Source organism: Alishewanella sp. d11 (assembly GCF_049390205.1).
Taxonomy (GTDB): domain Bacteria; phylum Pseudomonadota; class Gammaproteobacteria; order Enterobacterales; family Alteromonadaceae; genus Alishewanella.
The window spans coordinates 3521258-3547503 of the sequence record NZ_CP186547.1 but is presented as its reverse complement, the minus strand read 5'-3'; the positions used below and the strand labels follow the sequence as shown (position 1 = coordinate 3547503).

Here is a 26246-nt window from a genome sequence, read left to right as displayed (position 1 = left end):
AATATGCAGCAAAAGCGGCCGCAGTGGGATATTTTTTGTGCCGTGGTGGATAATTTTGGTGATATAGGTATCTGCTGGCGTTTAAGTAAACAGCTTGCTGCTGAGCATGGTATTGTTGTTCGGTTGTGGGTTGATGATTTAGTCAGCTTCCAGCGTTTATGTCCTGAAATCGATCCTGCTTTAGCAGTGCAGTATCATGATGGCGTCGATATCTGGCATTGGCACAGTGTCATTGATTGGCCAACTATTACTGTTGCATCGGTAGTGATTGAAGCCCTGGCTTGCACTATTCCTGAGGCCTATCAGCAGCAAATGGCTGCCTGTACTAGCAAACCGCTTTGGCTTAATCTGGAATATTTATCTGCCGAGTCTTGGGTTGATGGCTGCCATGGCATGGCATCGCCTCATCCACAATTGCCGCTAACGAAGTATTTTTTCTTTCCTGGCTTTACTGCGAATACTGGCGGTCTATTGCGCGAACAACCCTTGTTGGCCCAGTTAGCTGACTTTGCTGCTGATCAGACAAAACAGCAACAGTTTTGGCAGCAGCTTGGCTTGCCCAATGCACAGGACTTTGGGCAACGCATTTCCTTATTTGCCTATTCGCACACGCATTTAGCAAGCTTACTGCACTGTTGGCAACATGCCGAACAGACGACGCTCTGTGTTATCCCTATTGGAACACTTGCCGAACAAGTACAAGCTTTATTACCTGAATTGACTGTAAAGCAAAGCCAACGCTTTGGTGCCTTGACCATTAAGATCCTGCCGTTTTTGCCACAACCTGATTATGATTTATTACTGAGTGCTTGTGATGTAAATTTTGTAAGGGGCGAAGACTCTATAATACGAGCACAATGGGCTGCGAAACCCTTTGTCTGGCAGATTTATCGTCAAACTGAAGACGCGCATTTGCTGAAACTGCAGGCTTTTTTACAGCGCTATACTGCAGATTGGCCGCCGTCGCTTGCTCAAGTCGTCGTGGATTTTCATCTGGCATGGAATTCTGAACAGCCGTTGGCTAAGAGCTGGCAACAGTTTAGCCATGAATTCACACTATTAGCAGAGAAAAATCTGTTATGGCGCAATAAGTTAGAAAGCCATGGAGATCTTGCTAGCAACCTCGTGCGTTTTGTCGAAAAAAAAATTATAATGTAGCGCAATTTTTCCTAACAAGAAGATATTTTCAAATGATGAAGACAGCACAAGAAGTCCGCGCCGGCCAAGTTATCATGGTTGGTACAGAAGCAATGGTAGTGTTAAAAGCCGAATTTAACAAATCAGGCCGTAACGCTGCGGTAGTAAAAATGAAAATGAAAAACCTGCTGAATGGTCAGGGCATGGAAACGGTATACCGTGCTGATGACAAGTTTGAGCAAGTTATGCTGGAAACAAAAGAAGTGACATATTCTTACTTTGCTGATCCTATGTATGTGTTCATGGATGCAGAGTACAACCAGTATGAAATTGAAGCTGAGTCTATGGGCGAAGCATTAAAGTACTTAGTGGACGGCATGGAGTGTTCAGTAGTGTTCTACGGTGAGCGTCCAATCTCTGTTGACCTGCCTACTATTGTAGTACGCACTGTAACTTATACTGAGCCAGCTGCTCGTGGTGACACTTCTGGTAAAGTAATGAAGCCAGCGAAAATTGAAACTGGCTACGAGTTAATGGTGCCAGCTTTCGTTGAAGAAGGCGACCGCATTGAAATTGATACGCGTACAGATGAGTATCGTAGCCGCGCTAAATAAGTGCAGCTAGTTAAAAAAGGCGCGCAAGCGCCTTTTTTACTCAAGCACTTTTATCTTTGCTGAGTAGTGCAGTTTGCAAGGCACTCAACAACGTGCAAGGAGTCTAACCTTGATAAATCATCCTTTGGAAACCTGATGACCAATAACGATATCTTACGGCGTATTCGCTATATTGTAGATTTTAACAACAGCGCTATGGCAGCAACCTTTGCTTTGGGTGGCCTTGAAGCAAGTCGTGAGCAGTTAATTGGTTGGCTCAGTAAAGAAGAAGAAAGTTCTTTTTTAGCAATAACAGATCAGGAATTAGCCCAGTTTCTTAATGGCTTAATTATTAGCAAACGTGGCCAGAAAGACGGCGAGCTGCCAGTTGCTGAGAGTCGGCTAAACAATAATATTATTCTACGTAAACTAAAAATTGCTTTTACCTTACGTGATGAAGATTTTATTGAGTTATTGCAGTTGGCCGGATTTCGATTAGGTAAAGCAGAACTCAGTGCCTTTTTTCGCAAACCCGATCATCCGCACTATCGGCAATGTCAGGCCCAAGTACTACGCAATGTATTAAAAGGGTTGCAACTTAAATTAAAACCTTAAGTAAAAGTACTAGCGGCTTTGTTGCAGCATGTCGGCAATGGTAATCTCGGCGTGACTTTTCTTTAGTTGCGCCAGGTAAAGCAGGGCACAGCCATAAGCATCCTCTAGGGCGTGATGTTGTGAACTCACCGGAAGTTTATAGCGTGCTAGACAATTGGGTAATCGCAGTGCATCTTTTTTCATCACGATACCTTGTTTTTGCATTCTGTACCACTCAATGTTCAAGGTGTCGATAAATAGCATCCTTGGTACTTTGCCAAAAAAGCGTTGAAAAGCTAACTCTAAAAAAGCCCGATCCAGCCGGCAATGATGAGCAATAAAATAGTAACCGCAATAGTCTTGTAATAGTAGCTGTAACACTTCACTTAGCTCGCTGGCATCTTTTAAATCTTTATCATGTACGCCGTGATAAATCGCACTCTGGCCAACACTGACTGGCGGTTTAATTAGAAAATGTTTCGCTTGGTTTAACTGAATTTGCTGGTCAATAATTGGCACCCAGCCAATGCTGACAATATGATCTTGTCTGGCATGTAAGCCGGTCATTTCCAAATCGATCGCTAAATAATTGCAGGCACGCGCAGGGGTAGAGGCGTCGGCTACATTAACCGCATTAAAACGTTTAATATTGTCATATAAAGCAGGTTTTTTTTTAAGCCAAGCTAGCATGCTAATTACTCATTTAAACTTCTTTGCAGAAACGATGTTTGATGGAAGATTGTGCATTATTTATTACGGCAAAGCTGTCTTTTAGCTGATGTCGCTGTAAACCCGAAAGAATAGCAGGATCTAACAAGTTACTAGCCTCGTGCCCCTGATTTATATCATGTAAATGTTTATCCCAGCGTAAATGGGCTAACACATCAAAAGCATCAGAGAGATTTTGTGCTTCTTTCGGATCTATTGCTCCTAGTACGGCGAGTTGTTGCAAGCGCTGGCGCGTATTAACTTCATGTACACCATGCGCCAGCGCATAGATCCTGACAATATCTGTAATTAAACTGATACCGCGTTTTTTTAGGTCGATGCCTTTTTTCTGCTTACCGTCATGCTCAAGAATGAAATTTCTTAAAAAGCTTAAAGGCGCGGTTCGTTGCAGTGAACTTTGAGCCAAATGATACAGAAACAATGCATTATTAGTGCGGGCTAAAATATCCTGTTGTAGTGCATTAAATAGGCCTTTTGAGCCTTCGACCACCCGCATATCAAAGAAAATACTGGCTTTTAGAATGGCTTCTGGGGTGGGAGAGGAAATCCATTTGGCAAATTTACCCGACCAGCCCTTTAGGCTTAAGCGCAGTTCAGGGTTAGACGCCATGATATTGCCAGGGCAGAGCGTTATGCCACAGCTCGCGAGACCTTGACAGACAAATTCGGCTAATTGTTGGAAATAGTCTGCAATATCCGCAGTAGGTTCACGCTCAAGCAGCAGTGCATTGTCTTGATCCGCATTGATACTTTGATCCATTCTGGCTTGTGAGCCAAAACACAGCCATGTAAAGACACAAGGCGCAGGCCCAAGTTTTTGCTGGGCTAATTTAATTAGGCGCTGGGTGAGGGCATCCGTGATCGTGGTAATAATATGGCCCGCTTCATGCGCTGGCACTAGTTGTTTGCCAAGCGTCTGCGCTAAATTATTAATTTGCAGGCTGCATTGCGTTAACCCGTCTACAGTATCTTGGCGATGAATTTCACCAATTAAGTAAACAGGATGATCTTGCTGCGAACGAATGATGTCCGTCGCGGTAATCATACCAAAACTTACGTCTTTCTCCATTACGGGTAAATGATGAACATTAAAGCGGCTCATCAGTTGGACCGCCTCAAATAAGTAAGCATGTTTATCAATGGTGTGTGGTTTTGGCGTCATCACTTGCTGAATTAGCGTCGAGGCGGGTAAGTCATCTGCCAATACCCTCGTGCGTAAATCTCGATCAGTAAGGATACCTATTAGGCGGTCATTTTCCTCTACTAACAGCGATGATACGCGCTTTTCTGTCATCAGCTGTGCCGCTTGTTGCACACTTTGCTTACCACAAATTGCTACCTTACGGTTTTGCACAATATCGGCGATTTTTAAGGTAAAACGCGAGCCTTGTTGTTCTTTATATTGATGTAAGCGTCGACCAAAGAGTCTTTGGAAAAAAATATCTACATTTTTATATTGATATCGTAATTGATGAAATTCAGAAGCGGCTAACCAATAGACTAAGCCATCCTCTTCACAAATTAATTGGTCTGCATCCGCTAAACCGGTTAATAATAATTGATAGCCATAAAAATCGCCTTCTTCTAGCTTGGTCAGCAATTGCTGTTTATCACTGTAAAGCGCGTACATACCAGTGCGGATAATCAGTAAGCGCTCTTTGGCGATATCCAGTTTTTCGCCTTGCTGACAGTAATACACACTTAATTGCAAGGACGTCTCTGCTAACTGGGCAGGACTTAACTGATCAAACGGGATAGTTTGCGCAAGAAACTTACTGACTTCACTGACTTCCATACCTTATCCTTGCTCTGCGTCCGGTTGATTATGGCAAAGTAACTGCAAAAGCAGATCGTCTGCAGCCAGTTTGTGCCAACCTGCGCTCACGGCTTGACCTGCGGAAGGTATCGTTAATTCCTCCGTGAAGTCGGCTCTAGCCTGTTGTTGACAATGAATTACTTGCGGCACGCGTCTGGCGCTCATTCTGCGCTCAAAGAAATAGAGATCGACTAAAATAAGATCCGTATTCTTTTGGTTAATGGCGGCATTTCGCACATCGGCAGCGATAAAGCGCATGGTCTGTGGGTAAACATAGCTCCACGGGCGCCAGCTTGAACTCTCTTGAGCTGTTCTAACCACTTCAACGCCCTGTGGCAGTAAGCTTTTCTGATGACTAAACCAAGTGTATTCTGAGTAAATTTGAAAACCAAGCATGCCAGCACCGGCAAACACTGGAATAATCCAATTAGGTAGTTTTTTTAACGTTATTGCACGGAGCAGTAGTGCGATACCTGCAGCACCAAGACCTGCAGACAATGTTGCTATTAATTCCCAAAACATAGTGTATTCCTAAAAATTCGGGCTTTCAGTTGAAAGCCCGAGTTTACTTCAGTTCGATATAGCTAATTTCAGTACAGTTATCTGCGGTTGATTAGTGATCAACAGCAGCACCTGCACCCTTAGGATAACGAACACTTTCCACCAAGTCTTGAATTTCTTGTGGCGGAGGTGCTGTAACAGCAGATACCGCGAAAGCAACGATAAAGTTGATCATGGCTCCGATAGCACCGAACGACAGTGGTGAAATACCAAATAACCAGTTATCAGCAGTATTGGGTAACATATTAGTGCCAGGGATAAAGAACCAACCCAAGTAAGTGAAGATATACAATAAGGTGACCACTAAGCCTGCTAACATACCAGCAATGGCGCCAGTGCTATTTACACGCTTAGAGAAAATACCCATCATGAGTGCAGGGAACAAGGTTGCCGCGGCGATACCGAACGCGAGTGCCACGACCTGCGCTGCAAACCCAGGCGGATTTAGCCCTAAAAAGGTGGCTAACAAGATAGCTCCCGCCATCGAGATCCGAGCGGCTAACATTTCGCCTTTTTCACTAATTTGTGGATTAATGATATTTTTGATTAAGTCATGGCTGATCGCTGAGGATATGGCCAATAACAGACCTGCGGCGGTTGATAATGCTGCCGCAATACCCCCTGCAGCAATTAAACCGACTACCCAACCTGGTAAATTGGCAATCTCAGGGTTTGCCAGTACCAGAATATCATTGTTAACCGTTAATTCATTGCCAGCCCAACCACGCTCTGCCGCTTTTTCAGCGAACGCAGGTGAGTCGTTATACATTTGAATACGGCCATCATTATTCTTATCAGTCCATTGAATTAAACCGGTTTGTTCCCAAGTTTTAATCCAATCTGGACGTTCTGCATAGTCAAGTGCTGCTGCAGTAGGGCCATCAGGATAAATGGTGGTTAACAGGTTTAAACGTGCCATAGAAGCAACCGCTGGTGCAGTTAAATACAGTAAGGCGATGAAAACTAAAGTCCAGCCAGCAGACCAGCGGGCATCAGCCACTTTTGGAACAGTGAAGAAACGAATAATAACGTGTGGTAAGCCAGCAGTACCGATCATTAATGATAAGGTAAACAGCACCATATTAAGCTTGTTGCTCACGTCAGCCGTGTAATCTTGGAAACCTAATTCACGCACAATTTCATTTAACTTAACTAACAGGGGTACACCTGATTCGGTATGGGTACTGAACATACCAAACATTGGTAGTGGGTTGTTAGTGAGTTGTAACGAAATAAACACTGCAGGAATGGTATAAGCAATAATCAGTACCACGTACTGTGCTACTTGAGTATAGGTAATGCCCTTCATACCACCGAAAACGGCATACACAAATACTACGCCAGCAGCGATCCAAATACCTGTTGCAGAACTGACCTCAAGGAAACGTGAGAAAGCGACACCAGCACCAGTCATTTGGCCGATTACATAGGTAACTGACATGATGATTAAGCAAGCAACAGCGGTAACGCGGGCGCCTTTGCTGTAAAAGCGATCACCGATAAAGTCAGGAACTGTAAACTTACCAAACTTACGCAGATAGGGGGCTAACAACATGGCTAACAGTACATAGCCACCTGTCCAACCCATTAGGAAAGAAGAGTTAGCATAACCGCCCGCAGCCAGTAAGCCAGCCATAGAAATGAACGATGCTGCTGACATCCAGTCGGCTGCCGTTGCCATACCGTTTGTGATTGGGTTTACACCCCCACCTGCAACATAAAACTCTTTAGTTGAACCCGCACGAGCCCAAATAGCGATAGCAATGTAGAGTGCAAAAGATGCCCCTACAAATAACAAGTTGATTGCAAATTGACTCATGCCAATTACTCCTCTACACCAAATTCTTTATCTAACTTGTTCATCTTCCAAGCGTAGATAAAGATGATAGCGATAAAAGTAATAATTGAACCCTGCTGCGCAAACCAAAAGCCTAAGTCTGTTCCACCCACGTTAATACCTGCTAGCATGGGGCGAAGTAAAATCGCAAAACCATAAGATACTAACGCCCAGACAAACAGGCTTATTGAAATGTAGCGCAGGTTAGCGCTCCAATATGCGGCGGCATTCATGTTATGATCTGCCATAGTTGTGTCTCCTTTAGTTAATTTTATTATCGAGCAATCTTAATCTAGCAGTCGCCAGCTAAGGCGCTAGCCCGACTTTAGTCGAAGGTGGTCTCTGTGAGATTGACATAACTGCCCACTGCAACCACAGTTAGCTAAAAAAATAACATGGAGAACCCTGTGACCGCCTTGACCGTTGCGCTATTGGCCCTTTTATATGTAAGCGGTTTATTCTGGATTGCGAACTGGGGGGAACGTCATGCTGACGATAGACTTATACGAAAGTATGGGGGATTAATATATAGTTTAGCCCTTGCTGTCTATTGTACTTCTTGGACTTACTATGGTGCGGTTGGTACAGCTGTCACCAGAGGTTGGGATTATATGGCCATCTATTTAGGGCCTATCCTACTGTTTATTTTTGCTCAGCCCTTTTTATTTAAATTACTGTACGTTTCTAAAAAACAAAATGTGACCTCTATTGCCGATTTTATCTCTGCGCGATATGGAAAGAGGCGTAAAGTGGCTACTTATGTCGCTATTATCTGTTTGATAGTAGTCGTACCTTATATCTCTTTACAGCTAAAAGCGGTAGCAGGCTCTTACCAAGTATTACTTGGCGGCACTTTTCATGATAGTACTATTTGGTACAAAGACAGTGCTTTACTGAGCACTATCGCCATGGCTTTTTTTGCCATCTTATTTGGCACCAGAAAATTACATCTTACTGAGCAAAATCGCGGCATCATGGTCGCTATCGCTTTTGAATCAGTGGTCAAACTGTTTGCGCTTTTGCTGCTAGCACTTGTGGTGTATGTATTTATTTTAGATACGGAACAATCGGCGATTAAAGCTTTTGCTGAACATTCTATGCAACAACAGGCTAAGTTGACTACGCCTGGGCTGGTTGAATTTTTAACAAAAACCGTACTTGCGATGGTTGCGGTGTTTCTCCTGCCAAGACAGTTTCATGTGGCTTTTGTTGAAAATGTTTCCCACAATCATCTGCGTATGGCGCGCCGCTGGTTTTCGGGTTATCTCGTTATTGTTACTGTAGTCGTCGTGCCTATCGCCGTAGCGGGTATGCAGCTATTTCCAAACCTCTTAAAAGAAGCAGACAGCTTTGTATTACTTATCCCCTCAAGTTTAGATTGGGATATTTTAAGTATTATCGTGTTTCTTGGCGGCTTTTCTGCAGCGACGTCTATGATCATAATTGCAACTTTGGCACTGGCGACTATGATTAGTAACGATGTTGTGATGCCAAGCTTGTTAAAATCGACCAAGCAAAAAGGGATGGCTCATGATTTTAGTTTGCTAATTTTAGTTGTTCGTCGCACGATGATTGTGGTGGTGATGGCACTGTCCTATCTCTACTACAGTATTTTTGCACGTAATTATGAACTGGCCGAAACCGGTCTGCTAGCTTTTGCGCTGACTATCCAGCTGGTGCCTGCTGTGATTGGTGGCCTTTATTGGCGTCGAGGCAATGCCTATGGCGTGTATGCAGGTTTAACCGTAGGTTTAATCCTCTGGTTTTATACTCTCATGCTGCCACAACTGGTCAATGCTGGTGTGCTGAATAGTGACATTATGCACGGTGGGCCTTTTGGGATCAGCTGGTTATTACCCACAGCCATGTTTGGTATTCAATTAGACTCGCTAAGTCATGGTGTATTGCTTTCATTGGGCTTTAATACCCTTTGTTATGTCGTTTTTTCATTACTAACTACGGTAAATTTATCCGATCGTTTGCAAGCGGTTGCCTTTGTTAAACCTAATTTACCCATCCATCATAAAGATACGCCCGCTCGACGGATCCGTATTCATAACAGTGATTTAAAGACTTTATTAGAACGTTTTGTTGGCGCGCCCAGAGCTACCGAGTGCCTCGCTGAGTTTGGTCGTAAGCAACAGCAGCATATTCAGTTGGATGATTTGCCTAGTGTCGGTTTAGTTGAACACGTCGAACGAGAACTGGCTGGAGTGATTGGTGCGTCTTCCGCTTCGGCAATGGTCAATGCGGTATTAGAAGGCCGACAGCTCGCTTTTGAAGATGTGGTCACGCTGTTTGATGATACCACTCAGGCGATTCAGTTCTCTCGCAAGATTTTATTTTCAACCCTTGAGCATTTAAGTCAGGGCGTCAGTGTGGTCGATAGAGAGTTGAATTTAGTTGCCTGGAATAAAGCTTATCTTGAGATGTTTAATTATCCAGAAGGTATGATTCGAGTTGGTCGCCCCGTCGCAGATATCGTGCGTTTAAATGCCGAACGAGGTCTGTGTGGGCCGGGCGATCCGGATGAACATGTCGAAAAGCGGACTTCCCATATGAAAAATGGTACTGCGCATGTGTTTCAGCGGGTACGCCCAGATGGCAGGGTGATAGAGATGCGTGGTAATCCTATTCCGGGTGGTGGTTTTGTCACCAGTTTCACTGATATCTCTGATCATGTGCAAGCTGTGCAAGGCTTAGCCGAGGCTAAACAGCATCTAGAAGATCGTGTGCAGGAACGAACGCAAACTATTTCAGAAATGAATCAGGAATTGCTGGCAGAAGTAGGGCGCAGAAGGGCAACCGAGCAGCAACTACTGCAGGCCAAAGCTGAGGCAGAAGCTGCAAACGCCTCCAAAACGCGTTTCCTGGCGTTAGCCAGTCACGATATTTTACAACCATTAAATGCTGCGCGTTTGTTCACTGCAGCGCTCGCCAGCATTGAAGATAAACAGCAGCAACATGCCATTATTAATCAGTTAGATAATTCTTTAAAAGCGTCGGAAGAGCTGATTTCAACCCTATTAGAAATTGCAAAGTTGGATGATGGTAAATTACAGCCGAATATACAGACAGTAAGTTTAAAAGATCTATTGCAACAATTATCCGAAGAGTATCGTTTGGTTGCTGGACAAAAAGGGTTGGATTTAACGGTAAAAACCTGTCGATATCAAGTACAAACTGATAGCACCTATCTGCGACGGATATTGCAAAATATGCTGTCAAATGCCATCAAATACACCAATACTGGGCGTATCCTCTTAGGCTGTCGTAAGCGTGGCGAGCAATTATTGCTGCAAGTCTGGGATACCGGTCCTGGCATTGCAGAGCCTGATTTACAGCGAATATTTGAGGATTTTTATCGAATAGATGCCACGGCAAAAGGGCAGCAAGGGCTGGGGTTAGGCTTGGGAGTGGTGCATCGTATGGCAAAATTATTAGGGCATCCGTTAACTGTGCGCTCTTGGCCTGGCAAAGGCACAGTATTTAGTATTAGTTTACCCTTAGTTAGTCTTAAGCTACGGCAAGAAGTCCCCTTCACGGCGCCTTTACAACAGCGTCCGTTACCCGGCCTGTCTGTTATTTGTGTTGATGATGATGCGGCTAACCTAGCTGCGCTTAAAGTTTTACTGCAACAGTGGCAAATTAACGATGTGCACTGTTTTTATGATGAGCAGGAATTATTACAGTATGTACCTGATCATCCCGCACCGGATGTTATTTTGCTAGATTATCAACTAGGTAGACAAATGACTGGCTTAGAGCTATATCGGCAGATTAAAACGCATTGGGGCGAAGTGAATGGGGTGCTAGTTTCAGCATCACCGCAGGCTGATCTGGCCGCTTTAGCTAAAGCGGAAGGCTTAATGTTTTTGGCGAAACCGATAAAACCTGGTGCACTACGTGCAACTTTAAATCATTTTAAAATGTTAAAGCGAGCGGCGAATTAATATAAACATTAACGAATTGGCGTTTTACGGTCATCATAGCTGTAAAGTTGTTGGCTTAGTGTTTTAGGACACTAGGCCAACAACAGGAAGCTTATTGTTGTTGGGTCATGGCTCTGTCTACGGGGGGCTCTAGCGTTAAACGTTGTGCTTGTATCACCACCTGTGTCCGATTAGTACAACCTAGCTTACGGAAAATAGCGGTAATATGGGCTTTTACCGTTGCTTCTGAAATATGTAAGTCGTAGGCAATTTGCTTATTTAGCCAGCCTTCGGTTAGATAGTACAAAACTTTGTATTGTTGCTGTGTTAACTGCGCGACTTTGGCGGCTAAATCGAGATCTTGCTCACTATCATGTTGGTTAAAAACCGGCTTTTTAATATGTTCCGGTACCCAGAGATCACCTGCTAATACTGCATTTAACGCCGTGCTAATATCAACTGGATTAGCTGATTTAGGCACGTAAGCTGAAGCACCAAACGCCATAACACGTCTGATCACGTCTAAGTCTTCACTCGCTGAGATAACGACAATAGGGAGACTCGGATAATTTTTCCGCAGTTGAATAAGACCAAGGAAACCGCAGTTACCCGGCATATGTAAATCCAGTAACAGCAAATCGGTATCTGGATGCTGTTCTAAAGCTTGACAGGTGCTGTCAAAACTATCCGTTTCAATGGTTGCTTTGGTAGTAAAAGTGCTACTAATGGCATTAATTAGTGCATTGCGAAACAGCGGATGATCGTCCGCCACGATTAATTTTGCCATTCTCCCTCCAGCGGTGTTTACCTGTATTTTTAATTATAAAAAAGGCCGCTATGTTGCGGCCTGATTTGCTGCGACTGGAGACACGCAAACTCAGAATAAAAGATTAGGTGCCTTATTTACGATTTAACCGATTATTCACCAACATTTCAACTACTGATGGATCGGCAAGCGTAGAAATATCACCTAACTGATCATGTTCGTTTGCAGCGATTTTCCGCAGGATACGACGCATAATCTTACCTGAGCGGGTCTTCGGCAGGCCTGCTGGAGCCCACTGTACCAGATCTGGCGTGGCGATGGGGGAAATTTCTTCACGTACCCATGCTCTAATCGCTTTCGTGAGATCATCACTCGGCTCTACACCCACGCGAGGCGTGACGTAAACATAAATACCCTGACCCTTAATATCGTGCGGATAGCCAACTACAGCGGCTTCTGCAATGGCTTCATGTGCCACTAAACAGCTTTCAATTTCAGCAGTGCCTAAACGGTGACCTGAAATATTCAGCACATCATCAACACGACCTGTTAGCCAATAATAGCCATCTTCATCACGACGTGCACCGTCCCCTGTAAAATAGACACCGGCATAGGTGCTAAAGTAAGTTTGTTCGAAGCGTTCATGATCACCATATAAGGTACGCATTTGACCTGGCCAACTGTCAGTAATGACCAGATTGCCTTCACCTGGGCCTGCAACGGTATTCCCTTCATTGTCTACCAGTGCTGGTTTAACCCCAAAGAATGGCCGGGTAGCTGAGCCCGGTTTTAAAGCGGTAGCACCAGGTAGTGGCGTAATCAGAATACCGCCAGTTTCCGTTTGCCACCACGTATCGACAATAGGACAGTTACCTTTACCAATTTTTTCGTGATACCAGTACCAAGCTTCAGGATTAATTGGCTCGCCAACGCTGCCTAAAATACGCAGTGAGCTGAGATCAGCGCCCTCTACGGGAGCTTCGCCGTGTGCCATTAACGCTCTGATGGCAGTAGGAGCGGTGTAGAGGATATTTACCTGGTATTTATCAACTATTTGTGCAATACGTTTCACACTTGGATAGGTAGGAACCCCCTCAAACATTACACTGCTGGCGCCATTGGCTAAGGGGCCATAAACGATATAACTGTGGCCTGTTACCCAACCCACATCGGCGGCACACCAATAAATATCGCCATCTTGGTAGTCAAATACGTATTGATGTGTCATTGACGCATAAACCAAATAGCCCCCCGTGGTATGCAGTACGCCTTTCGGTTTGCCGGTCGAGCCTGAGGTATAGAGAATAAATAACGGATCTTCAGCATTCATGGGTTCAGCAGCACAGTCTTTTGGTTGTTGTGCTAATAAGTCGTGATACCAAACATCGCGGCCTTGGTGAAAATCGATGTTCTTGCCAACGTGTTTGATCACAATCACATTTTTAACAGGATTGGTATCACCAAGATGGGCAAGAGCAATATCGGTATTATCTTTCAGGTTAGTCGCTCGACTTCCGCGAAGTGCCTGATCGGTAGTAATAACCAGTTTAGAGTCGCAATCGACAATACGACTACCTAACGCATCAGGAGAAAACCCAGCAAATACCACAGAGTGTATTGCACCAATCCGTGCACACGCTAACAGCGCAACCGCCGCTTGTGGGATCATTGGCAGATAAATTGTCACTCTGTCACCTTTACCAACACCCAAGGCACGCATGCCATTGGCAAGCTGACACACTTCTTCATAAAGTGCTTGGTAAGTCACTTCTTGTTGCACACCAGGTTCATCGCCTTCCCAATAAAATGCCACTTGACTGGCACGTGCGGGTAAATGCCGGTCCAAGCAATTGACGCTGGCATTCAGTTCGCCATCGGCAAACCAGTTAACTTTAACTTTGCCTAGGTCAAAACTGGTATCTTTGACTTGAGTAAAGGGCTTACTCCATTGCAAACGTTGAGCTTGTTTCTGCCAAAACTGTTCAGGTTGTTCAATAGACTCTTGATACAGTGCTAAATATTGCTCGTTAGTAACATGGCAACGATTTTTCACATTGTCTGGAACTGGATAAAGTGTTGCTTGTGTCATAACATCCCCTGCGAACCTTATTAAAATAGTTAATGTATTTCTAAAGGAGTGAGCCTTTAAAAGGAATTAGACCATAGTCTAGACGAGAGTAAACAGGTGTGCGAATTGCGACTAAAGGCTAATTGCGAAGATGCAGTCTGTCGACCACAGTTTGACTACGAAAACCGTGATGTCATATATAAACAAAAACTAGTACTACTATAAAAATAAATGGAGAACTCCAGATGAGACAAAGTAAGACACTCAATACCTTGGCAGTCGCTATTGCTTTAGCGTTAACTGCTGGCGCAGCACAAGCTGAAAACGGGTTTAAAGTAGGTGATACCACTGTTACTTATGGCGGCTTTGTTAAATTAGATATGATGTATAATGAAACAGACGGTGAAATCGCCGGTGTTGGTCGTGATTTTTATGTTCCAGCTTTAACCCCAATTGGTGGCAAAAGTACATCGCGTTTTGATGCGCATGCGAGACAGTCACGTTTCTTCTTCGGTACCGCTACCGATTTGGGTAACGGTGAAAAGATGGTGGGTCGTCTGGAATTCGATATGATGACCAGCAGCAATGGCAACGATGAGCGCACCACTAATGGTTATAGCCCAGTAATTCGTCATGCTTTTGTTACTTATAAGAATTGGACTGTGGGTCAAACATGGTCGAATTTTATGGATCTGCAGTCTTTACCCGATACTTTAGACTTCGTGGGTAATGCCGATGCGGCAATCTTTATTCGTCAAGCACAGGTTCGTTATACCAATGGTAATTTCTCCATCGCGGTTGAGAACCCCGAAAGCACAGTAGGGCGCTTTGGTTCTGGCTCTCGCATAACAACTGATGATAATGCAACACCAGACCTGACCTTCGGCTACAATTTTAAAACGCAAAATGCTTCATTCCGTTTAGGCGGTTTATTACGTCAGATTGCTATCGATGGTACCTATGACGGTGTCGCTTATGATGACAGTATTACTTCTTATGGTGTGTCATTGAGCGGTAAATTTAACTTTGCGAATAAAAATGATATCCGCTTTACCCTAAACCACGGTAAAGGCCTAGGTCGTTATGTGGGTTTAAATACCTTCAATGGTGCGGTGTTAACTAGCGCAACAAGTGCAGCCGAACTGGAAGCTATCGATGCAACTTCTTTTTCAGTCGCTTATCGTCATTTATGGAACGATCAATGGCGTTCAACTTTCCTTTATTCAATGTTAAGTGCCAGTAATGATGTTAGCTTAACTGGAGCTGGCGTGACGAAATCGACACACAGCTATAGTGCGAATGCGTTATATCAATTCAATCCTAAATTTATGATGGGTATTGAGTATAAATTTGCCAACCGTGAAGTTGAAAGTGGTTTAGACGGTGATATGCATCGCATTCAATTTAGCGCTAAATACGATTTCTAGCGTTTAAATTACGCGTGGTGAATTGTTTATAACTGCTAATAGTAATTAAAACACCAATAAAAATGCCGACATGATGTCGGCATTTTTGTTTGGGTATAACGATGATTAATCAACTTTCTCAGGTTTGGTCATCGGCGCGGTAACCGTCTGACGAGCAAAGGCTGAGCCAGCTGGACGGTTAGACGTCACCACTGCCGGACGTTGTTCTGGCGAAGCTGCACTCACAACAACCGGTGCAGCGTCTTCATTCACGCTCACTGGTTTTGTCATCTGTGCTACTACCATATTGCCGAAACGACTCCGTGGCGTTGCTTTGTCATTACTCGCAAGCGGTGAGCTCGTTGCGACACTCGCCTTAGCTTCAGTTGCGACCACGGCAGTTGACTCTAGCGTAGCATTTACCTCACTGTCCGGTTTTTCTGTAACAGCTGCTGCTATCACAGCTGTATTTGTCACAACTGCTTCTGTCACAGCCGTTTCTGCTTCCGCTGTTGCTGCGAACTCTGGTGTAACACCTTCAGCGGCAGACTCGGTTGGGGTTATTGGTGCCGAAAGCTCCAAGCTCTGTTGCAAAGGCGTTTCAACAGGTACGGCAGGGCTGTTATCAGCGGTGTCATTTACTGCTGGGGCTACTGCCACTTCGACTTGCTGAACAGCTTGCTCTGCAGCCGTGTCTGCTGGTACGGCATCGCTTTCTGCTACGGCCTCAACTTTGGGATTGCGACGTCGACTTCTGCTACGCGTAGGTTTAGCAGCCGGCTCAACTGCGACATCATCAGTGTGTGCTTCTGTCTGCTCAGTAACCACTGGGGCAGCAGCAACTGTTGGTGCAATCTCAGCGTCAACGCGAGTCGTTGTTGCATCAACCACACTTGCAGCAGGTGTCGCTTCAGGCTCTGATCCGCCAGTTTCTGCGACCAAGCTGCTCTCATCTAGCGGCTCCTGTTGTTGCGTTTGATCAGTTTGTTCAGTCTGCTCTTTACGACGCTTTTGTCCGGCAGCGCGTAAATGGCGTGGTGAACGACGGCTACGGCTACGCGGTTCATTGCTATCAGTGTCAGTATTTTTGCTATCTGCCACATCAAGCTCTACTACCGTAGTCTCCTCAGTGACGTCTGACGTGACAGATGAGGTTTCATGCGTTGCCGCACTAACCGTTACCGGGTTGCTATCATCGCCATTGGTGGTGATTAGCGTAACAGGTGTGCTAGTCATAATCGCTTCAGCCGACTCAGTAACAGGCGCGCTGTCACTAACTTGGACATTGAGAGTAGCTGCGCTGATAACGGATGAGGTAGCATCCACAGCAACAGCATCTACCGCTTCAGGCTTGCTTATTCTCACTGAGCGCTGCAGATTACGCCGTTGACGACGTTCAGCTGCGGCACTGCGACTGTTAGGCTCAGCCGCCATTTCTTCGGCCGGTTTCTCAACGCGAGGCTCTTGCTGAGGTTTACGATTTTCCTGTGGACGGGGAGTTTTCTCCGTAACCTGCTTCGGCCGTTCTTGCCGTTCTTGCCGTTCAGGTCGAACGCTTTTCTCTTCTACGGCTACTTTGTCAGTTGCTTTGTCCAAGGTTTTATCTGTTTGCTCAGGACGACGGCGGCGATTGTTATTACGGCGACGATTATTGTCGCCACGGTCATTGCGAGATTCCTTGGAACCTTTTGACGATTTTTGTTCTGTCGTTTTACTTACAGGCTTCTCAGTCGTTGTTGCTGGGCTAAATAAGCCAGACAACCAGGTTAACATACGGCTAAATACACCAGGTTCTGTCGCCTGAGCCACTGCAGCTTTGGTCTGAACTGGGGCACTCACTGGCGCAGGTGCCGGTGGCGTATTTTGTGTCATGCTAATGGCAGAAATAGCGGGTTTTTCTTTCACTGTTTCACTGGCGGGTTGATACAGTTTAGTGGTCTGCTCTGGAACTTTCGTTAACGTGTAGCTGGCATCATCAATTTCCTCGTCAATGCGCACACGGCTCACTTCATAGTTAGGCGTTTCTAAGTGTTCATTAGGAATAATAAACACACGAATACCGTTGCGTTGTTCAATGCGACGCACGCCTTCGCGTTTCTCGTTCATCAAATAGGTAGCAACGGAGACCGGCACTTGCGCATGGATCTGGCTAGTATTGTCTTTTATGGCTTCTTCTTCGATTAAGCGCAGAATAGACAGGGCAGAAGACTCAATACTGCGAATAGTGCCGCGACCATGACAGCGTGGGCAAACATGGCCTGCTGATTCACCTAATGATGGGCGTAAACGCTGGCGAGACATTTCTAACAAGCCAAAACGTGAGATACGACCGATTTGTACGCGAGCACGATCTTGCTTAACGGCATCTTTTAGACGATTTTCTACTTCACGCTGATGGCGCACTGGCGTCATATCGATAAAGTCGATAACAATCAAGCCACCTAAATCGCGTAAGCGTAATTGACGGGCAATTTCATCTGCTGCTTCTAGGTTAGTATTAAAGGCCGTTTCTTCAATATCACCGCCTTTGGTCGCCTTTGAGGAGTTAATATCAATGGCGGTTAAGGCTTCAGTACTGTCGATAACGATCGAGCCACCTGAAGGTAACCGCACTTCGCGACGGAAGGCTGTTTCAATTTGATTTTCAATTTGGTAATGCATAAACAGCGGCACTTCACCCTGATACATTTTCACCCGATGGGCAAAGTCAGGACGGAATTGCTGAATATAAATTTTCGCTTCTTCAAAAATCTTTTGGCTGTCGATCAGAATCTCGCCAACATCACGGCGTAAATAATCACGGATCGCACGGAACACGACGTTACTTTCCTGATGAATCAGGAAAGGAGCAGGGCGCTTTTGTGCTTCTTCAGTGATTGCAGACCAGTGTTTTAGTAAGGCTTTTAAATCGTAATCCAACTCTTCGTAAGATTTACCCACACCGGCCGTACGAACGATTAACCCCATACCATCTGGCATCTCGAGCTGGCCTAAGGAATCTTTTAATTCCTGACGCTCATCCCCTTCGATCCGGCGCGAAATACCGCCGGCGCGCGGATTGTTGGGCATTAACACTAGATAAGAACCGGCTAAACTAATAAAGGTGGTTAAGGCTGCGCCTTTTTGGCCGCGCTCTTCTTTATCAATTTGAATGATAACTTCCTGACCTTCTTTTACCACATCCTTGATGTTGGGGCGGCCATCGAAGCTATAACCAGAGGGGAAATATTCGCGGGAGATTTCTTTTAGGGGTAAAAAGCCGTGGCGCTCTGCACCATAATCGACGAAAGCGGCTTCGAGGCTGGGTTCAACTCGGGTTATTTTACCTTTATAAATATTGGCTTTTTTTTGTTCGTGACCAGGACTTTCAATATCCAAATCATACAGTTTCTGGCCATCGACCAGTGCAACGCGGATTTCTTCTTCCTGCGTAGCATTAATTAACATTCTTTTCATCGTTGGGTGACTCATTTTGCAGCCACAACACAACTACTGGGCACCTGGGTGTTCAGACGTTATCAAACACTAAAGGGTGCAGTCTCACGACTGGGTGCTTGAGGGAACCTAATTTTTACTCGTGACAGTAGGAATTTATTTAGCTGTGTTAGCTGTTCTAATTTTCACTGCTGTCTTCGTTGTTAAATCTGACACACATCGCCGACGAGCGCTGCGTTCTGGCTAATCTTAATTTTTTGCCCAGTAACTGGATTTTGTGTTTTGTCGTTATTGGTAACAAATTACGCAACATTACCTCAGACAAATGGCAGTGAGTTAACGCCGGGGGTATAAAAAACATTGGTTTTCACCACGATTTCGGTATGATCACATCCCCTGACGGTGCCGCACAACTTCTCTTATGTTACTTTGGGCGCCCTAATTGCCTTTTTCTGGCAGAATTAGCGGGAGGATTATCCCACTATTGTGTACCGGATAGCAACTTAATTGTAATTTTAGCAGAGTATTTAGACGCCATGACTGATGAGATAAAATTGCCCATACAAATGATTGAAATCGAAAGCGATTTTATAGGTCAGCGTATAGATAACTTTTTAATTGCTCGCCTTAGAGGCGTACCTAAAAGTGTTATTTATCGGGTTTTACGAAAAGGAGAGGTGCGGGTTAATAAAAAACGCATTAAACCTGAGTATAAATTGCAAGCTGATGATGTGGTAAGGGTTCCTCCCATTACCGTTTCAGCCGAGCCAGAAGCCATATCGGTTAAACTCAGTTTGGTTAAAGATCTGGAGCAACACATCTTATTTGAAGATAACGATCTTATCGTGCTGAATAAGCCCTCTGGTATGGCGGTTCACGGCGGGAGCGGTTTGCAGTTTGGCGTGATTGAAGCGCTACGCGCGCTTCGTCCGCAAGCAAAACATCTGGAGCTAGTGCATCGGCTTGACCGAGATACCTCTGGCTGCTTGCTGATTGCTAAAAAACGCTCGGTACTGACGCATTTACATGCTCAGCTGCGCGACAAAGTGGTTGAGAAAAAATATTGGGCTTTAGTTGCGGGTGATTGGGATAATAAAGTACGTAAAGTCACCGAGCCTTTGAAAAAAAATACCCTGCAATCAGGGGAGCGGGTGGTCAAGGTAGATGCTGCTGAAGGTAAACCTTCAGAAACGCGTTTTCGTATTCTTCAGCGTTATCAAGAAGGCACCTTGGTAGAAGCTTTTCCTGTTACAGGCCGGACGCACCAAATTCGGGTTCATACTGCGTGTAAAGGGCATCCAATAGCCTGTGATGATAAGTATGGTGATAACGCCTTTAGTCAGCAAATGAATCAACTTGGCCTTAATCGCTTATTTTTGCATGCCTTTAGTTTAAGTTTTTTACATCCTGGCACAGAAACAACCATGCGGTTTGAAGCACCCTTGGATACACAGCTGGCGCAGGCGATGAGCAGATTAACGAGAAAATAACATGTCAGCAGTAAAGCTAGTGATTTTTGATTGGGACGGTACTGTAATGGATTCAGTCGGCCGTATTGTCTCCTCCATGCAAGTTGCCGCCGCTAAAACAGGAATAACAGTACCTGATGCCGCCGCGGTGCAGCATATCATTGGACTCAGTTTAGACCCCGCCTTTGATATCTTGTTTCCTCATGCCAATAAAGCACAGCGGCAGACGTTGTTTGAGCATTACCGTGATCAGTATGTGTTACATGATACAACGCCTACTCCGATGTTTGACGGTGCTGAAACGTTATTTCAGCAACTGGTAGAGCAAAATATTTTATTGGCTGTGGCAACGGGTAAAGCGCGCAAGGGGTTAGATCGTATTTTTGCGCAAACGGATTTAGCCCGTTATTTTGCCACCACACGCTGTGCCGACGAAGCCCAATCTAAGCCTCATCCAGATATGCTGCAGCAAATTATCACTGAGCTGGGTGTAAAAGCACATGAAGCGGTGATGGTGGGAGACACCAGCCACGACTTAAAAATGGCACAAACGATTGCCATGCCGCGCGTCGGGATCAGTCATGGCGCACATGCTCCTGCGATCTTGCATCAATATGCGCCCTTAGCCGTGATTGACCGTCTGGCTGATTTGCCTGCTGTCCTGTTTTAAGGATGAAGTAATAGGTTTACGCCTTCGTTGCGCAGTAAAGCCAAGAGCCTGATCAGGGGTAAGCCAATCATGCTGTTGGGATCATCGCCCTCTAATTTGCGAAATAAGCTAATGCCCAGGCCTTCACTTTTAAAACTACCGGCACAATCCAGTGGCTGCTCACGTTCGATATAAGCGGTAATTTCTGGCTCAGTTAACTCACGAAAATGAACGGTAAAGGGTTCAACCACGGTTTGCAAATTGCCCGTAGCAACGTTAAGCAGTGCTAAACCGGTTAAAAAAGTGACGGCTTGGCCACTAAACAGCGTGAGTTGCGCTTTTGCATTACTGGCAGTATGGGGTTTTCCTAACAGGGTGTTTTGAAAAACAGCCACTTGATCTGAACCTATCACCAAACCTGAGTGCAATGTCGCCGCCACACTCTGTGCTTTGGCCGCAGCTAAGCGTTGCACTAAGGCTGTAGCGCTTTCTGCCGGTAAGGGCGTTTCATCGGTATCAGGGCGTAGCGCGATAAAGTTATGCGTGAGTTTTTGCAGCAAACGTTGCCGATAAACAGAGGTAGAAGCTAAATATAAGGGTAGCGACGGGTGGCTAGGCACAAAATACTCCTTTTATTACGAGGTCGAGGCACACTATAATACCGCGCTTTATTGTGCCTTGCGCTTGTTGCGAGAAAAATGTTAAAAACCCTGCAGAACCCTTTGACAGCAAAGGGCTGCTTCTATATGATGCGCGCCTTATGCAAAAATTGAAAATACCTGTTACGCTTGATCCGGTCAAAGCGGCGCAAAAACGGTCTAACTATGCCGGCATAGTGCCTCTTAACACCTTAACCCGCTTAACAGAAGGGTTGTTGTGTTACGAAGATGATGTAACAGTCAGAATTGAATGCGGAACTGACCAGCAGGGGTTAACAGTGCTTTCTGGCACTGCAACTTGTGCGGTAAGTGTAAAGTGTGAACGTTGTGGTGAAGCCATGCCGCTAACACTGGACTGCAGTTTTGCATACACTCCGGTTAAAGGAGATGATGACGCGGCTTTGGAGTTGATTCCTGAGCGCTACGACGTGGTCGAGCGAGACGAACACGGCGAAATTAATTTACGGCAGTTGATAGAGGATGAGCTTATCCTGACTTTACCACTGTTTCCGATGCATGAAGTAGCTGACTGCAAAGTTGATCCTACAGACATGAGTTTCGGTGACATTGGTCCAGAACCAGAAAAGCCTAATCCGTTCGCCATACTGCAAGAATTGAAAAAAAAGTGATTTAGGAGAAATACAATGGCTGTTCAGCAAAACAAAAAATCTCGTGCACGTCGTGACATGCGCCGTTCACATGATGCGTTAACTGGCCCTACGCTGTCAGTTGACTCAACTACTGGTGAAACGCACCGTCGTCACCATATTACTGCCGATGGTTTTTACAAAGGCCGTAAAGTTAAGTAATTTCGGCTGCACTTATCCTTACCGGTAAGACAGTGCAACCCCTAAAGCTAACCTTAGCTTTAGATATGATGGGGGGCGATTATGGCCCCCAATCTACTATTCCTGCAGCAATAGCAGCGTTACAAGAATTTCCTCAGCTTTATCTAACCCTCTGTGGTGACAAACCCTTATTAGAACAATTATTGTCTAGCGCCGGCGTGATTGCCCATCCTCGCTTATGTTTTGTGCACAGCGAAGAACAGGTGTTAATGTCAGATAAACCCGCAGTCGCCCTTCGTAATAAACGCCATTCCTCCATGCGCCATGCTTTAGATTTAGTTGAACAAAATCAGGTGCAAGCCTGCGTCTCAGCGGGGAATACCGGTGCCTTAATTGCCATGGCGCACTACGTATTAAAAATGCTAAACGGGGTGGAGCGGCCAGCATTAGTGGGCGCTTTGCCTAGCTGTAATGGTAAACCCGTATACATGCTGGATTTAGGTGCAACGGTAAATTGTGATGCTGATACCTTATTTCAGTTTGCCATGATGGGCGCAGTGATGGCCGAAGAAGTGATGGGCATCAAAGCGCCCAAGGTGGCGTTACTGAATATGGGTGAAGAAGAGATTAAAGGCTCAGATCAAATCAAACGCGCTTCTCAGTTACTTAATCAGTGTAATGAACTTAATTACATCGGCTATATCGAAGGAAACGACATCTTTTCGGGGAAAGCGGATGTGATAGTGTGCGATGGCTTTGTTGGTAACGTGGCATTGAAAACCTGTGAAGGCGTTGCCAAGCTGATTTTAAAGCGCGCGCAACAAAGTTTTCAACAACGGCCACTTGCTGCTTTATTAGGCTGGCTATTCAAACCTGCGATAAAAAGTCTGTCTCAGGGAATGAACCCCGACCACTATAACGGTGCAAGTCTGATAGGATTGCGCGGCATTGTAGTGAAAAGTCATGGAAATGCGACAAAAGACGCATTTTTAAGTGCCATCCGACAAGCAGTGCGCGAGGTTGAACGCCAAGTGCCTACTAAAATAAAAGATCGGTTGGAACAGGTTCTTATTGATAAAGCATAGGGTAGCATGTACTCAAGAATTATTGGCACTGGGAGCTATTTCCCGGCAACTGTTCGCACCAATGCGGACTTAGAGTCTATGGTAGAAACCACAGACGAATGGATTATCGAACGTACTGGCATTAAAGAGCGTCGGATAATTGGTAAAGATGAATCTGTAGCAACCATGGGCGCTGCTGCGGCAAGGCAAGCAATCGAAGCTGCCGGTATCGATAAAAACAGCATAGACTTAATTATTTGCGCCACCACTAGCGCAGCGCGGGCTTTACCTAGTTCGGCTTGCGAGATTCAACGTGAACTTGATATTCGCCCCATCCCTGCCTTTGATATCGCTGCAGCTTGCGCCGGTTTTTGTTACGGCTTAAGCGTAGCCGATCAATATATCAAAAGTGGCATGGCGAAACGCATTTTGGTTATTGGTTCGGATTGCCTATCGCAACTGATTAGCCCAGAAGACCGTTCTATGGTGATCTTATTTGGTGATGCTGCTGGTGCGGTGTTACTGGAAGCTTCCGAAGAGCCAGGCATCTTATCGACGCATATTCATGCTGATGGTAAATATTCAGAACTCCTTTATGTTGATAACCCGATCCGTGGCGATGTCGATTCGGTGCACAATTCTTGGGGCAGCATGAAGGGCAATGATGTGTTCAAAGTGGCCGTTACCAAGTTATCCGAAGTGGTAGAAATAACGTTAGCTGCCAATAATATGGACAAATCCCAGATCGATTGGCTGGTGCCGCATCAGGCTAATTTACGGATTATAGCTGCTGTGGCCCGTAAATTAGATATGTCGATGGACCAAGTGGTGATCAACTTAGACCGCTATGGTAATACTTCCGCGGCTACCGTACCTACTGCACTTGACGAAGCGGTGCGGGATGGTCGTATACAACGTGGTCAGACGTTACTATTGGAAGCCTTTGGCGGTGGTTTTGCCTGGGCATCTGCGTTAATTCGTTATTAATTTTGCAGGACAATTATGAATAACAAACTTGCAATTGTTTTCCCTGGACAGGGTTCACAAAGTGTCGGTATGCTTAGTGAGCTTTATACCGCTTATCCAGTCGTCCAAGAAACTTTTACTGAGGCTTCAGCTGCTTTAGGTTATGATTTATGGGCGTTAATTGCCAATGGCCCAGAAGCCGATTTAAATGAAACGCATCGAACGCAACCGGCTTTATTAACGGCCTCGGTTGCAGTATGGCGTTTATGGCAGCAACAACATGGTACCGCACCCGCCTATTTAGCTGGACATTCGTTAGGTGAATATTCTGCATTAGTGTGTGCTGGTGTGTTGTCATTGGCGGATGCCGTAAAACTGGTAGAAAAACGTGGCCAGTATATGCAACAAGCTGTGCCTGCGGGTGTCGGCGCCATGTCGGCTATTATTGGTTTAGATGATGCGGCTATTGCGAAGGCCTGTGCCGAGGCGGCACAAGGTGAGGTCGTGTCGCCTGTTAACTATAACTCGCCAGGTCAGGTAGTGATTGCCGGCCATAAAGCTGCGGTTGAGCGTGCGGGTGAAGCCTGTAAAGCAGCGGGTGCTAAACGTGCCTTGCCACTGCCGGTCAGCGTGCCATCACATTGTGCGTTAATGCGTCCCGCTGCCGAGCAGCTAGCCGCTGATCTTGCTGCGCTTGATTTTAATACTGCTGTCATCCCTGTGATCAATAATGTTGATGTACAAAGTGCTGATACGGCAGAGGCGGTTAAAGACGCGTTAATTCGCCAATTATATAGCCCCGTGCGTTGGACTGAGACTATCGAATACTTAGCTGCCCAAGGTGTAACTCAAGTCCTTGAGTTAGGGGCTGGTAAAGTACTAAGCGGTTTAATTAAACGTATCGATAAAAATCTTGCTACCAGTTCAGTCAACGATGAAGCGTCGCTGCAAGCGGCATTAGCAGTAGAATAAGGTTTAACTATGAATAATTTTATCAGTTTAGAGGGTAAGGTGGCACTGGTAACCGGTGCCACCCGTGGTATTGGTAAAGCCATTGCACAACAATTAGCGGCCCTAGGCGCTAAGGTAGTGGGTACTGCAACGAGTGCTGCTGGGGCTCAAACCATTAGTGAATATTTGGGTGAGCAGGGTGCAGGCATGGTGCTTAATGTTACCGATGCGCAATCTGTTGAACAATGTTTAGAACAAATAAAAAATCAGTTTGGCGATATCGATATTCTGGTTAATAATGCTGGCATTACCCGCGACAACTTATTAATGCGGATGAAAGATGAAGAATGGTTTGATATTATGCAAACCAATTTAACGTCGGTATTTCGGTTAAGTAAAGCCGTATTGCGCAGCATGATGAAAAAGCGTTTTGGCCGTATTATTACCATTGGCTCGGTTGTGGGCTCTATGGGTAATGCCGGACAAACGAACTATGCTGCAGCGAAAGCCGGTGTGTTGGGCTTCACCAAATCCTTGGCAAAAGAAGTGGCATCACGCGGTATTACGGTGAATGCTATTGCGCCAGGTTTTATTGATACGGACATGACGAAAGAGTTGTCTGAAGAACAAAAAACCGCTATTTTCTCGCAAGTGCCTGCCAACCGTTTAGGGCAGCCTGAAGAAATTGCGGCAACGGTAGCATTTTTGGCTTCAAATCAAGCCGCTTATATTACCGGCGAAACAGTTCACGTAAACGGCGGAATGTATATGGTGTAAGCAAATCAGGTTAGACCAGCAAAAAATGCTTAGCGCATTGCTTGCAACA

The 26246-nt window shown here is 45.4% G+C and carries 22 protein-coding genes; 13 read left to right on the top strand and 9 right to left on the bottom strand.

The features are described from left to right. Window positions 1–3 precede the first annotated feature (3 nt). From earP to ACO1PK_RS15860, 3 genes are all read left to right on the top strand, one after another. Window positions 4–1158 (top strand): elongation factor P maturation arginine rhamnosyltransferase EarP, encoded by a 1155-nt coding sequence (earP, locus tag ACO1PK_RS15870; RefSeq protein WP_423186566.1) that lies wholly within the window; start codon window positions 4–6, stop codon window positions 1156–1158. A gap of 35 nt (window positions 1159–1193) precedes the next feature. Continuing rightward, the gene (gene efp, locus ACO1PK_RS15865; protein WP_423188239.1) at window positions 1194–1751 is read left to right on the top strand and encodes an elongation factor P; all 558 of its coding nucleotides are present in this window, start codon (window positions 1194–1196) and stop codon (window positions 1749–1751) included. A gap of 135 nt (window positions 1752–1886) precedes the next feature. Next, a complete protein-coding gene (locus tag ACO1PK_RS15860) occupies window positions 1887–2345 on the top strand; it encodes a DUF1456 family protein (protein WP_423186565.1) in 459 nt (152 codons plus the stop codon). 9 nt (window positions 2346–2354) lie between these two features. Here the strand turns inward: ACO1PK_RS15860 and ACO1PK_RS15855 are convergent, their stop codons facing one another. From ACO1PK_RS15855 to ACO1PK_RS15835, 5 genes are all read right to left on the bottom strand, one after another. Beyond that, the gene (locus tag ACO1PK_RS15855) at window positions 2355–3014 is read right to left on the bottom strand and encodes an exonuclease domain-containing protein (RefSeq protein WP_423186564.1); all 660 of its coding nucleotides are present in this window, start codon (window positions 3012–3014) and stop codon (window positions 2355–2357) included. Between the two features lie 13 nt (window positions 3015–3027). Continuing rightward, complete coding sequence (locus ACO1PK_RS15850) at window positions 3028–4848, bottom strand: putative nucleotidyltransferase substrate binding domain-containing protein (RefSeq protein ID WP_423186563.1); 1821 nt, start codon at window positions 4846–4848, stop codon at window positions 3028–3030. A gap of 3 nt (window positions 4849–4851) precedes the next feature. Further along, window positions 4852–5391, bottom strand: a complete 540-nt coding sequence (locus ACO1PK_RS15845; RefSeq protein ID WP_423186562.1) for a hypothetical protein — start codon at window positions 5389–5391, stop codon at window positions 4852–4854. Between the two features lie 91 nt (window positions 5392–5482). Continuing rightward, complete coding sequence (locus ACO1PK_RS15840; protein WP_423186561.1) at window positions 5483–7249, bottom strand: sodium:solute symporter family protein; 1767 nt, start codon at window positions 7247–7249, stop codon at window positions 5483–5485. 5 nt (window positions 7250–7254) lie between these two features. Next, complete coding sequence (locus tag ACO1PK_RS15835) at window positions 7255–7515, bottom strand: DUF4212 domain-containing protein (protein ID WP_423186560.1); 261 nt, start codon at window positions 7513–7515, stop codon at window positions 7255–7257. Between the two features lie 159 nt (window positions 7516–7674). On the opposite strand from ACO1PK_RS15835, the gene ACO1PK_RS15830 reads away from it, so the two are divergent. Further along, on the top strand, window positions 7675–11220 hold the full coding sequence (locus ACO1PK_RS15830; protein ID WP_423186559.1) for a PAS domain-containing hybrid sensor histidine kinase/response regulator: 3546 nt from the start codon (window positions 7675–7677) through the stop codon (window positions 11218–11220). Between the two features lie 91 nt (window positions 11221–11311). Here the strand turns inward: ACO1PK_RS15830 and ACO1PK_RS15825 are convergent, their stop codons facing one another. Both ACO1PK_RS15825 and acs read right to left on the bottom strand, forming a co-directional pair. Further along, the gene (locus tag ACO1PK_RS15825; RefSeq protein WP_423186558.1) at window positions 11312–11986 is read right to left on the bottom strand and encodes a response regulator transcription factor; all 675 of its coding nucleotides are present in this window, start codon (window positions 11984–11986) and stop codon (window positions 11312–11314) included. Window positions 11987–12098: 112 nt separating this feature from the next. Then, window positions 12099–14054 (bottom strand): acetate--CoA ligase, encoded by a 1956-nt coding sequence (gene acs, locus ACO1PK_RS15820; protein ID WP_423186557.1) that lies wholly within the window; start codon window positions 14052–14054, stop codon window positions 12099–12101. A 224-nt stretch (window positions 14055–14278) separates the two neighbouring features. On the opposite strand from acs, the gene ACO1PK_RS15815 reads away from it, so the two are divergent. After that, window positions 14279–15460, top strand: coding sequence for a DcaP family trimeric outer membrane transporter (locus ACO1PK_RS15815; protein WP_423186556.1), 1182 nt, complete (start codon window positions 14279–14281; stop codon window positions 15458–15460). A gap of 105 nt (window positions 15461–15565) precedes the next feature. On the opposite strand, the gene rne is transcribed toward ACO1PK_RS15815, so the two are convergent. Next, a complete protein-coding gene (gene rne / locus ACO1PK_RS15810; protein WP_423186555.1) occupies window positions 15566–18895 on the bottom strand; it encodes a ribonuclease E in 3330 nt (1109 codons plus the stop codon). 515 nt (window positions 18896–19410) lie between these two features. Here rne and rluC point away from each other — a divergent pair. Then, on the top strand, window positions 19411–20364 hold the full coding sequence (gene rluC / locus ACO1PK_RS15805) for a 23S rRNA pseudouridine(955/2504/2580) synthase RluC (protein ID WP_423188238.1): 954 nt from the start codon (window positions 19411–19413) through the stop codon (window positions 20362–20364). A gap of 1 nt (window position 20365) precedes the next feature. Beyond that, a complete protein-coding gene (locus tag ACO1PK_RS15800; protein WP_423186554.1) occupies window positions 20366–21013 on the top strand; it encodes an HAD-IA family hydrolase in 648 nt (215 codons plus the stop codon). On the opposite strand, the gene ACO1PK_RS15795 is transcribed toward ACO1PK_RS15800, so the two are convergent. Then, window positions 21010–21612: a Maf family protein gene (locus tag ACO1PK_RS15795; protein WP_423186553.1), complete on the bottom strand. Its 603-nt coding sequence runs from the start codon at window positions 21610–21612 to the stop codon at window positions 21010–21012. The genes ACO1PK_RS15800 and ACO1PK_RS15795 overlap by 4 nt on opposite strands. Window positions 21613–21752: 140 nt before the next feature. Here ACO1PK_RS15795 and yceD point away from each other — a divergent pair, with 140 nt between their 5' ends. From yceD to fabG, 6 genes are read left to right on the top strand one after another with little or no spacing between them, the layout of a single operon-like run. After that, window positions 21753–22280, top strand: coding sequence for a 23S rRNA accumulation protein YceD (gene yceD / locus ACO1PK_RS15790; protein ID WP_423186552.1), 528 nt, complete (start codon window positions 21753–21755; stop codon window positions 22278–22280). 15 nt (window positions 22281–22295) lie between these two features. Then, complete coding sequence (gene rpmF, locus ACO1PK_RS15785) at window positions 22296–22460, top strand: 50S ribosomal protein L32 (protein ID WP_019675618.1); 165 nt, start codon at window positions 22296–22298, stop codon at window positions 22458–22460. 32 nt (window positions 22461–22492) lie between these two features. Further along, the gene (gene plsX / locus ACO1PK_RS15780; protein ID WP_423186551.1) at window positions 22493–23524 is read left to right on the top strand and encodes a phosphate acyltransferase PlsX; all 1032 of its coding nucleotides are present in this window, start codon (window positions 22493–22495) and stop codon (window positions 23522–23524) included. Between the two features lie 6 nt (window positions 23525–23530). Further along, complete coding sequence (locus ACO1PK_RS15775; protein WP_423186550.1) at window positions 23531–24490, top strand: beta-ketoacyl-ACP synthase III; 960 nt, start codon at window positions 23531–23533, stop codon at window positions 24488–24490. Between the two features lie 15 nt (window positions 24491–24505). After that, the gene (gene fabD / locus ACO1PK_RS15770) at window positions 24506–25441 is read left to right on the top strand and encodes an ACP S-malonyltransferase (RefSeq protein WP_423186549.1); all 936 of its coding nucleotides are present in this window, start codon (window positions 24506–24508) and stop codon (window positions 25439–25441) included. Window positions 25442–25462: 21 nt separating this feature from the next. Beyond that, entirely contained in the window at window positions 25463–26197 is a 735-nt protein-coding gene (gene fabG, locus ACO1PK_RS15765) for a 3-oxoacyl-ACP reductase FabG (RefSeq protein WP_423188237.1), read from the top strand. Window positions 26198–26246 lie beyond the last annotated feature (49 nt).